Source organism: Variovorax sp. LjRoot290 (genome assembly GCF_964253985.1).
Classification (GTDB): Bacteria; Pseudomonadota; Gammaproteobacteria; order Burkholderiales; family Burkholderiaceae_C; genus Variovorax.
The window spans coordinates 5832015-5843969 of the sequence record NZ_CAXURW020000001.1; the positions used below are offsets into that span (position 1 = coordinate 5832015).

General features: G+C 67.0%; 13 protein-coding genes and 1 riboswitch. Of the genes, 2 read left to right on the forward strand and 11 right to left on the reverse strand.

From position 1 onward, the window contains the following. Positions 1–3: 3 nt before the first annotated feature. A riboswitch (yybP-ykoY riboswitch) is annotated at positions 4–192 on the reverse strand. Positions 193–438: 246 nt separating this feature from the next. Then, positions 439–972, forward strand: a complete 534-nt coding sequence (locus ACSQ9A_RS28785; RefSeq protein WP_436306218.1) for an RNA recognition motif domain-containing protein — start codon at positions 439–441, stop codon at positions 970–972. Positions 973–1051: 79 nt separating this feature from the next. On the opposite strand, the gene ACSQ9A_RS28790 is transcribed toward ACSQ9A_RS28785, so the two are convergent. Genes ACSQ9A_RS28790 through ACSQ9A_RS28805 form a run of 4 tightly spaced genes read right to left on the reverse strand, consistent with a single transcriptional unit; the run spans position 1052 to position 4015 of the window. Next, positions 1052–1825, reverse strand: a complete 774-nt coding sequence (locus tag ACSQ9A_RS28790; RefSeq protein WP_436306219.1) for an SDR family oxidoreductase — start codon at positions 1823–1825, stop codon at positions 1052–1054. After that, positions 1822–2469 carry an LPS export ABC transporter periplasmic protein LptC gene (gene lptC / locus ACSQ9A_RS28795; protein ID WP_436306220.1) on the reverse strand — a complete coding sequence of 216 codons (648 nt, stop codon included), beginning with the start codon at positions 2467–2469 and terminating at the stop codon, positions 1822–1824. Before lptC ends, ACSQ9A_RS28790 begins: the two co-directional genes overlap by 4 nt. Beyond that, positions 2466–3014 carry a KdsC family phosphatase gene (locus tag ACSQ9A_RS28800; protein ID WP_436294837.1) on the reverse strand — a complete coding sequence of 183 codons (549 nt, stop codon included), beginning with the start codon at positions 3012–3014 and terminating at the stop codon, positions 2466–2468. The genes lptC and ACSQ9A_RS28800 overlap by 4 nt, the downstream gene beginning before the upstream one ends. Continuing rightward, positions 3014–4015: a KpsF/GutQ family sugar-phosphate isomerase gene (locus tag ACSQ9A_RS28805; RefSeq protein ID WP_093107070.1), complete on the reverse strand. Its 1002-nt coding sequence runs from the start codon at positions 4013–4015 to the stop codon at positions 3014–3016. The genes ACSQ9A_RS28800 and ACSQ9A_RS28805 overlap by 1 nt, the downstream gene beginning before the upstream one ends. Positions 4016–4083: 68 nt before the next feature. On the opposite strand from ACSQ9A_RS28805, the gene ACSQ9A_RS28810 reads away from it, so the two are divergent. Beyond that, positions 4084–6069, forward strand: a complete 1986-nt coding sequence (locus tag ACSQ9A_RS28810) for a cation:proton antiporter domain-containing protein (RefSeq protein ID WP_436306221.1) — start codon at positions 4084–4086, stop codon at positions 6067–6069. A gap of 25 nt (positions 6070–6094) precedes the next feature. Here the strand turns inward: ACSQ9A_RS28810 and ACSQ9A_RS28815 are convergent, their stop codons facing one another. The 7 genes from ACSQ9A_RS28815 to rpmH form a co-directional block, all read right to left on the reverse strand. After that, positions 6095–7036, reverse strand: a complete 942-nt coding sequence (locus ACSQ9A_RS28815; RefSeq protein ID WP_436306222.1) for a zinc ribbon domain-containing protein — start codon at positions 7034–7036, stop codon at positions 6095–6097. Positions 7037–7062: 26 nt separating this feature from the next. After that, positions 7063–7530 carry a Crp/Fnr family transcriptional regulator gene (locus tag ACSQ9A_RS28820; RefSeq protein WP_436306223.1) on the reverse strand — a complete coding sequence of 156 codons (468 nt, stop codon included), beginning with the start codon at positions 7528–7530 and terminating at the stop codon, positions 7063–7065. A gap of 85 nt (positions 7531–7615) precedes the next feature. Then, positions 7616–9022 (reverse strand): tRNA uridine-5-carboxymethylaminomethyl(34) synthesis GTPase MnmE, encoded by a 1407-nt coding sequence (mnmE, locus tag ACSQ9A_RS28825; RefSeq protein WP_436306224.1) that lies wholly within the window; start codon positions 9020–9022, stop codon positions 7616–7618. 69 nt (positions 9023–9091) lie between these two features. Further along, positions 9092–10771, reverse strand: a complete 1680-nt coding sequence (gene yidC, locus ACSQ9A_RS28830; RefSeq protein WP_436306225.1) for a membrane protein insertase YidC — start codon at positions 10769–10771, stop codon at positions 9092–9094. Continuing rightward, on the reverse strand, positions 10768–11058 hold the full coding sequence (gene yidD, locus ACSQ9A_RS28835) for a membrane protein insertion efficiency factor YidD (protein WP_093107057.1): 291 nt from the start codon (positions 11056–11058) through the stop codon (positions 10768–10770). Before yidD ends, yidC begins: the two co-directional genes overlap by 4 nt. Beyond that, positions 11055–11441 carry a ribonuclease P protein component gene (locus tag ACSQ9A_RS28840; RefSeq protein ID WP_093107055.1) on the reverse strand — a complete coding sequence of 129 codons (387 nt, stop codon included), beginning with the start codon at positions 11439–11441 and terminating at the stop codon, positions 11055–11057. Before ACSQ9A_RS28840 ends, yidD begins: the two co-directional genes overlap by 4 nt. 75 nt (positions 11442–11516) lie before the next feature. Beyond that, complete coding sequence (gene rpmH / locus ACSQ9A_RS28845) at positions 11517–11651, reverse strand: 50S ribosomal protein L34 (RefSeq protein ID WP_007834827.1); 135 nt, start codon at positions 11649–11651, stop codon at positions 11517–11519. Between the last annotated feature and the right edge of the window lie 304 nt (positions 11652–11955).

Below are 11955 nucleotides of genomic sequence, written 5' to 3' on the forward strand. Positions count from 1 at the left end.
AAAGGGGTTCCTTGGGCCGAAGGACGAGGACGCAATTGACCGTGCAACGCCTTCGGCCATATCCGAAGTTGCACGGTCAAAGGTCTCGCCAGGTGGAACACTGCCTGCGCCATGTCCTGCACGGGGCAGGACAAGTCTGTTGACGCAAACCCTTCTCGCGATGGAAGGCGGCTACTCCCCAATGACCGCGCGATTGTAGTGCAGCACCGAGGATGCTTGTAAGCGTGCGCTAGCTTTCGAAAAATTTCGAGCGCGGCGCGGTTGCGGGCAAATTCCTACTTGCGCTCGAAGCATTTCACACATAATGCACGAGCCTCCCTTCAGATTTCGGGGCGGTGATTCGGTGATCGGTCAGTTTCGCGCGGCTCGACGGATTTCGTTTGGGTGGTGCTCTCGGGACTCCATCGCTTTTCTTGATGTGTTTATAGGAGTCCCTTGATGGGCAACAAACTGTACGTCGGTAACCTGCCTTATTCGGCACGCGACGATGATCTCCACAACGCCTTCAGCCAGTTCGGCACCGTGGCAAGCGCCAAGGTCATGATGGAGCGCGACTCCAGCCCCCCGCGTTCCAAGGGCTTCGGATTTGTTGAAATGGGCAGCGATGCAGAAGCGCAAGCGGCCATCAAGGGCATGAACGGCCAGGACATGGGCGGCCGCAGCGTCGTCGTGAACGAAGCGCGTCCGATGGAAGCCCGTCCGCCGCGCAGCGGCGGCTACGGCGGTGGTGGTGGCGGCGGATATGGCGGCGGCGGTGGCGGCTACGGTGGTGGTGGCGGCGGTCGCAGCGGTGGTGGCGGTTACGGCGGCGGCGGCGGTGGTTACGGCGGCGGTGGCCGCAGCGGTGGTGGTGGTGGCGGCGGCGATGGCGGTTTCCGCAGCCCGTACGGCGCCGGTCCGCGCGGCGGTGGTCGCGGCGGCTACGGCGGGGGCGGTGGTGGCGGCGGCAACGGTGGCAACAGCGGCTACTGAATTCCGCGCCCCACAAGCAGCAGAAGAAAGGCTCCCTCGGGAGCCTTTTTTGATGGTGATGCGACAGACAGCTCCAGGCTCATTCGCCACGCCGCTTTTTGCGCCCGCGCCCCTGCACCGCGCGGTCGAACAAGGCGTTGGGCAGCAGGCGCATGAGCTTGGCGACCACACCCATCTGCCACGGAATCACCCGGTAGCTGGCGCCGGCCTCGATCGCACGAAAGGCCCGATCGGCGAAGTCGTCGGCTCGCATCAGAAAGGGCATGCCGTAGCGATTGCCTTGCGTCAGCGGGGTGTCGACGTAGCCAGGGCAAAGGGTGACGACCTTGACGCCGCCGGCGCGCAGCTCACCGCGCAAACTCTCGCAGTAGGCCACCACACCCGCCTTGCTGGCGCAGTACGCGCCGTGGCCGGGGAGGCCGCGAATCGACGCGACGCTGCCGATGCCGACCAGCCGGCCGCTGCCGCGCGCCCTCATCGCGGCAATGAAGGGATGGAAGGTCGCGGCCAGGCCGACGTTGTTGATCGCAAATGTCTGCGCGAGCACGTCGAGATCGCCGCGGTCCTCGGTGTCGATGCCCACACTGATGCCGGCATTCGCGATCACCACATCCGGGACACCTTGGTGCGCGATGCAGGCAGCGCCCGCTGCGACGATGCTGTCGGTGCACGCGACGTCTGCACCGTAGATCCGGTAGCGCTGGGCATCGATCTTGGCGGAGCCGGCCCAGGTTTCGATCTCGGCCGTGCGCCGCGCCACCAGCGCGAGGCTATAGCCAGCTTGGTAGAAGCGCGCGGCCAGCGCCTGGCCGATGCCGCTCGACGCACCGGTGATGAAAGCCAGCCGCGTCAATGCTTCGCCCCGGGCGCTGCCGCCGAAGGCATCAGCAGGCCTCGCACGCGGCCCTGCAGGTTGGCGACGCCCGTCAGGTTGTCGTAGTCCAGCGAGTCGGCCGTGAACTGGTCGGCACCGCGTATCAGGGTGACCGGCTTGTGCGACTTGACGCGCTCCGTGTCCAGGAAGGCGTGCAGGAATTCGCCGCGGAATTCCAGGCGCGGTATGGGCTTGCCGCCGGCCGAGACGGCAGCCTCGCGCACCACGATCGCATTGCCGAAGAGCTGGATCTCGCTGCCGTCGCCGTTCGACAAGCCACGGTTGGCGGTCGCTCGGGTCGTCAGTCCCTCGGGGGAAACGGAGCGCAGCCGGACCTGGTCCACCTCCATCGTGTCGTTGTCCGGATAGTGTCGGCCTTCGGTGCCGAACAGCTCGCTGCGCAATTCGCCGTTCGGCAGGAAATTCTTGATCACGAAGCCGCGCATGAAAAAGTCGGGCTCGTGCTTGGGCGCCTCCTTGGCCGCCGGCTCGAGCAGCTTCGGCGCGTTGCGCACCAGCCAATAGGTACCCAGAGCCAGCGTGGCCGTCAGGATGATCGGCAGGTAGATGGTGAGGCGATCGAAGCCGTCCCGCAGCAGATTCCAGACTACCTTCGCCTTCATGCCGCCGGGCCCCGTGCGCCGTCCAGCAGCCGCCGGTAGTGGCCGCCCGCCGTGAGCAGCAGGTCGCAGAATTCGCGCGCCGCACCTTCGCCGCCGCGCGCCGCGGTCACGTGGTGCGCGATGGCGCGCACCTCGGCATGGGCGTTGGCAGGCGCGGCGGCGAATGCGGCGCGGGTCAGCACGGGCAGGTCGGGCCAGTCGTCGCCGATAGCGGCGGTCTGCATCCAGTCGAGGCCCAGCGCTGCGAGCATGGCCTCGGCGGCCGGCAGCTTGTTTTCGGTGCCGTAGCGCACGTGCTCGATGCCCAGCGCCTGCAGGCGCACGCGCAGCGGCTTCGAGTCGCGCCCCGTGATCACCGCCGGCGTGATGCCCGCGGCACGCAGCAGCTTGAGGCCGTAACCGTCGAGGATGCTGAAGCGCTTGAGGGTTTCGCCCTGCTCGCTGAAGTAGACGCCGCCGTCGGTCAGCACGCCGTCGACGTCGAAGAAGGCGACGCGGATGTCCTGCGCGGCGAGCAAGGCCTCCGCCTTGAATTCGAGCGCCATCAAATGACTTTCGCGCGCATCAGGTCGTTGATGCTGAGCGCGCCGATCAGAATGCCGCCGGCGTCGACCACCAGCACGCTCGTGATGCGGTGCTGCTCCATCAGCTCGGCCGCCTCGGCCGCCAGCGCATCGGCACGCAGCGTGCGCGGGCCCCGATGCATCACATCGGCCGCGGTCATGGCGCGCAGGTCCGCGCCGGTCTCGACCTGCCGGCGCAGATCGCCGTCGGTGAAGATGCCGATCGCGCGGCCATCGGGATCGACCACGGCCGTCGCGCCGAGGCCCTTGGAACTCATCTCGCGCATGATCTCGCTGAGGCTGGCGCCGGGCCCGACGCGCGGCACGTCGTCGCCGGAGCGCATGACGTCGCCCACGTGGGTGAGCAGCTTGCGGCCGAGCGCGCCGCCCGGATGCGAACGGGCGAAGTCTTCGGTGCCGAAGCCGCGCGCATCGAGCAAGGCGACGGCGAGCGCGTCACCGAGCGCCATCTGCGCGGTGGTGCTGGCGGTGGGCGCCAGATTGAGCGGGCAAGCCTCTTTCTCGACACCACTGTCGAGCACGATGTCGGCATGGCGCGCCAGCGTCGAGTCGGCCCGTCCGGTGATCGCGATCAGCGGCACGCCTTGGCGCTTGACCACGGGCAGGATGGTGGTGAGCTCCTCGACTTCGCCGCTGTTCGAAATCGCGAGCACGAGGTCGACCGCCTTGATCATACCGAGATCGCCGTGGCTCGCTTCCGCCGGATGCACGAACATCGCCGGCGTGCCGGTCGAGGCGAGCGTGGCCGCGATCTTGCGGCCGACATGGCCGCTCTTGCCCATGCCCATGACGACCACGCGGCCCCGCACTTCGAGGATTTTTCGAACGGCGTCGACGAAGCTCGCGCCCACGCGCTGCTTGAGGCCGAGCACGGCTTCTGCTTCGATATCGAAAGTAATGCGCGCCCGCGCGAGCATCGCGTCGGGTTCGGCCGCAGAGGCCAGGTCGGGGCGGGAGCTCATCGCGGGATTTTATCGGTCAAGGCTTCGCCAGTCTGAACTGAGGGGTTCACATTCAGTAGCATCGGCCCATGTCCTCGTTCGATCTCACGCTGATGTACCTCTTGGCTGCGGTAATCGGCGTGGTCGTCTGCCGGTACCTCAGGCTGCCGCCGATGCTCGGCTACCTGGGGGCCGGCGTGCTGATCGGACCGCACGCCCTGGCATTCGCGCAGAACTCGGAGGGCATCCGGCACCTGGGCGAGTTCGGCGTCGTCTTCCTGATGTTCGTCATAGGGCTGGAGTTCAACCTGCCCAAGCTGCGTGCCATGCGCAAGCACGTGTTCGGCCTCGGGCTGCTCCAGGTGATGCTGACGATGGCGATCGCGACCGTGGGCGCGTTGTGGCTCGCCACCTGGCTGCCGCCGGCCTGGCACCTGGGCTGGCAGACGGCGCTGGCGCTTTCGGGCGCGCTCACCATGAGCAGCACTGCGATCGTCGTGAAACTGATGGCCGAGCGGCTCGAACTCGAGAGCGAACATGGCAAGCGCGTGGTGGGCGTGCTGCTGTTCCAGGATCTCGCGGTGGTGCCCTTGCTGGTGCTGATTCCGGCGCTCGGGGCGCCGCCGGAGACGATGCTGAAGGCGCTCGCCTTCGCCTGGCTCAAGGCCAGCTTCTTGGTCGCCGTGCTGCTCTACGGCGGTCCGCGCGTGATGCGCTGGTGGCTCACGATCGTCGCGCGCCGGCGCAGTGAAGAGCTGTTCATGCTCAACCTGCTGCTCGTCACGCTGGGCTTGGCGTGGCTGACCGAGCTTGCGGGCCTGAGCCTGGCGCTGGGTGCCTTCGTCGCCGGCATGCTGGTGTCGGAAACCGAATTCAAGCACCAGGTCGAAACCGACATCCGGCCCTTTCACGACGTTCTGCTGGGGCTGTTCTTCATCACGATCGGCATGTCGCTCGACTGGCACATCGTGGTGGAGCAATGGGCCCTGGTCGCCGGGCTGCTCGTCTTGCCGCTGGCCTTCAAGCTGATTCTGGTCACGTTGCTGGCGCGCGTACTCGGGGCGACGGCCGGCGTGTCGCTGCGCACCGGGCTCTACCTTGCGCAGGCGGGCGAGTTCGGTTTCGTGCTGCTGACGCTGGCGCAGGGTCAGGAGCTCCTGCCGTCGTGGCTCGCGAACCCGGTGCTCGCGTCGATGGTGCTGTCGATGCTCGCAACGCCCTTCATCATCATGTACAGCAATCGCATCGTGCGAAAGCTGGTGGCGAGCGACTGGCTGCAGCAGTCGCTGCAGATGACGACGATCGCGCGCAAGACCATCAACACCGCGAAGCACGTGATCATCTGCGGCTATGGGCGCTGCGGGCAGAACCTGGCGCGCGTACTGGAGCGCGAGGGCATTCCGTACCTGGCGCTGGACCTCGACCCGGATCGCGTGCACCAGGCCGCCGCGGCCGGCGACTCGGTGGTCTTCGGCGACGCGGCACGGCTGCAGGCGCTGATGGCGGCCGGCCTGGCGCGCGCCAGCGCGGTGGTCGTGACTTATCTCGACGTGCCGGGCGCGCTCAAGGTGCTGGCCAACACGCGCGCGCATGCGCCGCAGGTGCCGGTGATCGTGCGCACGCAGGACGATCGCGATCTCGAAAAGCTGCAGGCCGCCGGCGCGACCGAGGTGGTGCCCGAAGCGATCGAAGGCTCTCTGATGCTGGCAAGCCACGCGCTGGCGCTGGTCGGCGTACCCATGCGGCGCGTGATCCGCGTGGTGCAGGACCAGCGCGACGCGCGCTACAACCTGCTGCGCGGCTACTTCCACGGCGCCGACGACGACAACGCCGACGAGCTCGACCACGAGCGGCTCAACAGTTTCACGCTCACCGCCGGCGCGCGCGCGGTGGGCCAGCCGCTGGATCGGGCAGCACTGCAGGCGGTGGGCGTGCGGGTGGCCAGCTTGCGGCGGCGCGACGGCAAGGCCGAGGAGGCGCGCGACGACACGGTGCTGGCGGACGGCGACACGCTGGTGCTCTCGGGCAAGCCGGGCGCGCTCGCCGTGGCGATCGAGATGCTGCAGAAGGGCTGAGAACACTGCCCGCGCAGGCCGGCCTTCAGTTGAGCAGGCTCGGATTGCGCTTCTCTTCGTCGATCCGCTGCTGGCGCCGCACGGCATCGCACTGGGCGCTTGCCCTGTATTCGGCCTTGGCGCACTGCGCGACCATGCAGCGCGCACGGCCGAAGAAGCCCTGGCCTGCGCATGCCGTTTCCGGGCTCGCGGGTGCAGTGGGTTCAACCGGTGCTGCCGCCACGACGGGTGCAGGCGCGACGGCAGCGGACGGCGGCGCGGCAACCGGTGCAATCGGCGCAGCTTTGCGTGCCCTGGGTGCAGCGGTGGCCGTGGGCTTGGCCGGTTCGGCCCGCGGAGTTGGCACGGCTTGCTCCACCAGCGGCGGAACGGGAGCAGCCGGCGGTGAGGGCTCGGCCGCCGGCGCCTCGGCGACGGGCGCGGATACAGGCGGGGGCGCAGGCGGGGGCGCAGGCGCGGGCGCGGGGGACGGCACGACGACCGGCGTCGGCGCGGCGGCCTGCTGCGTCGCAGGCGGCGAGCTGGCGTTTCGTTGGCCGTACGCGTACCAGCCGCCTGCCGCAAGCACGGCCACCATCAGCACACCGAAGACACCCATCCAGACGCCTTTGGATTTGCGCGCGACGGGGAGTGCGGCTGCATGCAGCGCCGCCTTCGGCGCGCTTGCCCGCACGGCGGGTGGTGGTCGCGGGATAGGCTTTGGCTTGGGCTTGGGCGCGGCCTTGGGCGCAGGCGGCGGCGGCGAGGAGGCCACCGTGCCCATCACGACCGTGACTTCATCCGCCGCGGGCGCCGGCGACAGCGGCATGCGCTCGGTGATGGGCCACCCGTCATTGCCGGAGGGACGCTCTTCGGCGGGTGCGGGTGCACCGGGCGCCGGCTGCGAGACCAGCCTGTGGCCGCAACCCTTGCAGAATTTCGCGCCGTCACGGTTTTCCGTATGACAGGAAGCGCACACCACGGCCATCTACAGCGACTCCGATGCGAAAAGCTTCAAGTCACCGCGACGCGCTTGGGCCGGTTGACCATCCGCCTGGCGATGACGGCGCCGAGCGCCAATGCCATTTCCAGCGCGAGGTTGGGCTGGCGATTCGACATTTCCGAGAAGCGGATGGGCGTCAGCCGCCAGACGCGGGCGGCGCCCGTGGCCACCACGTTGGCCGAGCGCGGCAGCCTGGAGAAGAAGGCTCCTTCGCCGACCACCGATCCCGGATTGAGGATCGCGAGCCGCATCTGGCCCTTGTCGCCGATCAGGTGCACGCTGAGCGCGCCGCTCTCGATGAAGAAGAGCGTGCGATCGTTGGCGCCTTGGTCGATCAGCACCTGGCCGGCGGCCAAGTCGAACGGCTGCAGATAGCTGGCCAGCGTTTCCCACTGCTGCGGGTTGAAAGCCGGCGCAAAAGCGTCGTAACTGGTGTTCTGCGCAATGGCGCGGCAAAGATCCTGAATGCTCGATGACATGTTGCAAACCCTGCTGTGCGTCCTGGAGTATCTGCGATCGCTCTAATTTGCGGTGACAGAAGTCACAAGCACTAACACTTTTCGTCTACTTTCCGATACAAAACCGGGAAAAAATCACGCCCAGCAAGTCATCCGCGCCGAATTCCCCAGTGATTTCGTTGAGCGCATTCTGCGCAAGACGCAGCTCTTCGGCCAGAAGATCCAGCGCCTGCGCGCGCGCCGCCAGATGCTCGGCCGCCACGGCGATATGTTCTTCGACCCGCGACAGCGCTTGCACGTGGCGTGCCCGAGCGAGGTAGACGCCTTCAGGCACGGCTTGCCAACCCGCGACCTCGAGCAGGCGGCGCCTGAGCGTCTCGATGCCGAACCCTGTCCTGGCAGAAAGGCTGATGCCGGTATGCGCTGCGGCCGAAGGCGCCGCGTCCTGCTTGCTCCATACATCGAGCACCGGCACGCTCGCAGGCAGCTTCTCGCTCAGCAGGCGCATGATCTCGGCGTCCGCCTGCGCGTATTCCGGCCGCTCGGCGCGCGTCAGGTCATGCAGGAAGAGCACGGCATCGGCACCCTCGATCTGCCCCCACGCGCGCGCGACGCCGATCTGCTCGACCTCGTCGGCGCTGTCGCGCAGGCCTGCCGTGTCGACCACGTGCAGCGGCACGCCCTGGATCTGGATGGTCTGCGATACCACGTCGCGCGTGGTGCCCGGAATCGAGCTCACGATGGCGAGCTCGGCTCCGGCCAGCGCGTTGAGCAACGAACTCTTGCCCGCGTTAGGCTGACCCGCGATCACGACCTTGATCCCTTCGCGCAGCAGCGCACCCTGGCGCGCACGCTGCTGGACCACGCTCAGCTGCGTCTGCAGCGACACCAGCTGGCCCTGGGCATCGGCCTTCTGCAGGAAGTCGATTTCTTCCTCGGGGAAATCGAGCGTCGCCTCGACCAGCATGCGCAGGCGGATCAACGCATCGCGCAGCGCATGGATCTCCATCGAGAACGCGCCCGAGAGCGAGCGACCCGCACTGCGCGCCGCCGCCTCGGTGCTCGCATCGATCAGATCGGCGATGGCCTCGGCCTGCGCCAGGTCGATCTTTCCATTGAGGAAGGCGCGCTGGCTGAACTCGCCCGGCTCGGCGACCCGCAGGCCCGCCAGCCGCGGCCGGCCAGTCGCGGGATCGGTTTCGGTGGCGGCTTCCAGGCAGCGCGCGAGCAGCAGTTGCAGCACCACCGGCCCGCCATGTGCCTGCAGTTCGAGCACGTCTTCGCCGGTGAAGGAGTGCGGTGCCGGAAAGTGGATGGCCAGCCCGTGATCGATGGCCGCGCCGCCGGCATCGCGGAAGGGCAGGTAGGTGGCTTCGCGCGGCTTGAGGCTTCTCGCGCAGACGGCCTCGATCAATGGCGCCACCCGTGCGCCGGACACGCGAACGATGCCGACCGCGCCGCGGCCCGAAGCCGTGGCGACGGCGACGATCGGATCGGTGGTGCGCGCAAGCATGGGTGAGGATTCTTTCAGCAAAAAGGGCCGCTTCCGCGGCCCTTGTTCGAAATCGGCGCTCGGCAGCGGCTATTTGCCCAGCACGCCCAGGCGCTTGTTGATGAACCACTGCTGCGCGATCGACAGCACGTTGTTCGTGATCCAGTACAGCACCAGGCCGGCCGGGAAGAAGATGAACATCACGCTGAACGCCAACGGCATGATCCACATCAGCTTGGCCTGCATCGGATCGGGCGGCGTCGGGTTGAGCCAGGTCTGGAACAGCGAGGTCGCGGTCATCACGATCGGCAGGATGAACCAAGGGTCGGGTGCCGACAGGTCGTGGATCCAGCCGATCCACGGCGCGTGGCGCATCTCGACCGAGGACAGCAGCACCCAGTAGAGCGCGATGAACACCGGGATCTGGACCACGATCGGGAAGCAGCCGCCCATCGGGTTGACCTTTTCCTCGCGATAGATGCGCATCATCTCCTGCTGCATCTCCTGCGGCTTGTCCTTGAGCCGCTCGCGCATTTCCATGATCTTGGGATTGATGGCCTTCATCTTCGCCATGCTGGCGTAGGCCTTGGCGTTGAGCCAGTAGAACGCGGCCTTGAGCAGCACCACCAGCGCAACGATCGCCCAGCCCCAGTTGCCGAGCATGCCGTGCAGCTTGTCGAGCAGCCAGTAGAGCGGCTTGGAAATGATCGTGAAGATGCCGTAGTCCTTGACCAGCTCCAGCCCCGGCGCGACGGCCTCGAGCGTCTTCTCGGCCTGCGGACCAACGAAGAAGTCAGCGTCGATCGCCTTGCTGGCGCCCGGCGCGACCGGGCCGGCCGAAGTGATCATGCCGACCGCGTAAAGGTTGGTGTCGACCTTGCGCGCGAACAGGTCGCGCTGGACGCCGTCCTTCAGCAGCCAGGCGCTGGCGAAGTAGTGCTGCACCATCGCCACGTAGCCGTTGGTCGACTCCTTCACGAAGTCGGCCTTGTTGTTCTCGATGTCCTTGAACTCGATCTTCTGGAACTTCTTGGCCTCGGTATAGACGGCCGGACCGGTGAAGGTCGAATAGAAGGACGACTCGCCCGGCGGCTTGTTGCCGTCGCGCACGAGCTGCAGATAGAGCTGCGGCGACACCGGCGCCGTGCCGGTGTTGACGATCTCGTGGCGCACGGTCATGTCGTAGGCGCCGCGCTTGAGCGTCCAGGTCTTGATCAGCTTGACGCCGCCCAGGTCGGGCGATTCGAAGCGCAGCACCAGTTCATTGGCGCCGTCCTTCAGCGCGCGCTCGCCGGTGAAGGCCATCGGTGTCTTGTGCGTGGGGAAGGCGCCGCCGATCAGGCCGGTCTGCGCCACATAGAAGCGGTTCGGACTCTGGTCGAGCAGGACGAAAGGCTTGTCCTTCTCCGTCAGGTCGTCGTGCTGGATGAACTCGCTCTGCGCCAGCGAGCCTCCTTCGGTATCGAAGGTCAGCTTGAGCACGTCGGTGCTGACCACGACTTTCTCGCCCGCCGCAGGCGCCGTCGTCGTGCCGCCCGGAACGGCTGCGGCGCCGGTGCTGTTGCTGCCGGCCGCCGCAACGCTGGCCGGCGGCACCGCACCGGAAGCCGCGCCGGCGGGCGGGGCTGCCGGTGCCGTCGCACTCACGGGAGGCTTGGTCGACGGCAGGAAGGTGGGGTTCTTGCCGTTGTAGACCTGCCATTGGTCCCACAGCAGCACCAGCGAGAAGCCAAAAATCACCCACAGGATGGTGCGGCGGATATCGTTCATGAAGAAGACTTCTTGTCGTCGGAAGAGAGAAAGGAGAACAGCGAGCCCGAAGCCGGGGTCTGGCGCTGCGCCTTGGGGGGAACCGGATCGTGGCCGCCCTGGCACCAGGGCTGGCAGCGGACGAGGCGGCGCAGGGTGAGATAGCTGCCGGCGGCTGCGCCGTGCTGCTCGAGCGCCTCGATGGCGTAGACGGAACAGGTGGGTTCGAAGCGGCAGGATGACCCAAGCCACGGGCTCAGCAACAGGCGATAGGCCTTCACGAGGCCGATCAACAGGCGCCGCATCATGCGCGCGCCGCGGCGGCCCGCTCCAGCAATTGCTGGAGCTCGGCGCGGACGGCGGCCTTGAGCTTGTCGGAGGTCGCGCTCACGAATTCCTTGCGATCGAAAGCAGAACGCAGGCGCACGACATGCGCTGCGGGCGGCAAGAAAGCTTCGGAGGCGGCGCTCACTTGATAGATCTGGCGCTTGATGGCGTTGCGGGTGACCGCACGGCGGGCCCAGCGTTTGGGGACCATTGCGCCGAGCCAGACGTCCTGCGTTTCAAACAGTGGCGCGGCACCCGGCTGCGCATCGAGCGCGCAACGGTGCAATGCGAAGTGGGCGGTGCGCGCCACGGTAGCACCTGCGAGGACGGCCTGGAATTGCGCGCGGGTCTTGAGCCGCTGCATGGGAGCCAAGCGCAAAGCGCCGACGGACGATGACGGCGGCAGCGCTACGACTGGCAACGGTAACTACAGTCGCCGTTAGACGGCGAGGCGCTTGCGGCCCTTGGCGCGGCGCGCGTTGATGACGGCGCGGCCGCCGCGGGTCTTCATGCGGACCAGGAAGCCGTGGGTACGGGCGCGGCGGACTTTGGATGCTTGGTAAGTGCGTTTCATGATGGTTTTCCTGCTTGACCCGGAGGCCGGTTTTCCGATCCAGGGGTCCGGGGTGGTGCTGCAAAGTGCTGCTAGTCGCAGCTCATACCCCGAAACACACAAAGAGGTTTTCAGGGAAACCCGCGATTATCGCAAACATTCTGCCGAACAACAATCCGAGGCCGCTTTCACGCCGTTTTCGTGCTCGCCGCAACGGTGTGGATAAGGTTTTGACAAGTTAGAATCGACGACCCATCACGGGTGCGACTATCCACAAACACAAAACGAAAAATGGCCGAGGGACACACCACATTTCAGAGCACCC

Coding starts and splice junctions, on each gene's coding strand:
- ACSQ9A_RS28785 (WP_436306218.1), top strand. CDS start 439: ATGGGCAACAAACTGTACGTCGGTAACCTGCCTTATTCGGCACGCGAC.
- lptC (WP_436306220.1), bottom strand. CDS start 2,469: ATGAAGGCGAAGGTAGTCTGGAATCTGCTGCGGGACGGCTTCGATCGC.
- ACSQ9A_RS28800 (WP_436294837.1), bottom strand. CDS start 3,014: ATGGCGCTCGAATTCAAGGCGGAGGCCTTGCTCGCCGCGCAGGACATC.
- ACSQ9A_RS28805 (WP_093107070.1), bottom strand. CDS start 4,015: ATGAGCTCCCGCCCCGACCTGGCCTCTGCGGCCGAACCCGACGCGATG.
- ACSQ9A_RS28810 (WP_436306221.1), top strand. CDS start 4,084: ATGTCCTCGTTCGATCTCACGCTGATGTACCTCTTGGCTGCGGTAATC.
- ACSQ9A_RS28815 (WP_436306222.1), bottom strand. CDS start 7,036: ATGGCCGTGGTGTGCGCTTCCTGTCATACGGAAAACCGTGACGGCGCG.
- ACSQ9A_RS28820 (WP_436306223.1), bottom strand. CDS start 7,530: ATGTCATCGAGCATTCAGGATCTTTGCCGCGCCATTGCGCAGAACACC.
- mnmE (WP_436306224.1), bottom strand. CDS start 9,022: ATGCTTGCGCGCACCACCGATCCGATCGTCGCCGTCGCCACGGCTTCG.
- yidC (WP_436306225.1), bottom strand. CDS start 10,771: ATGAACGATATCCGCCGCACCATCCTGTGGGTGATTTTTGGCTTCTCG.
- yidD (WP_093107057.1), bottom strand. CDS start 11,058: ATGATGCGGCGCCTGTTGATCGGCCTCGTGAAGGCCTATCGCCTGTTG.
- ACSQ9A_RS28840 (WP_093107055.1), bottom strand. CDS start 11,441: ATGCAGCGGCTCAAGACCCGCGCGCAATTCCAGGCCGTCCTCGCAGGT.
- rpmH (WP_007834827.1), bottom strand. CDS start 11,651: ATGAAACGCACTTACCAAGCATCCAAAGTCCGCCGCGCCCGTACCCAC.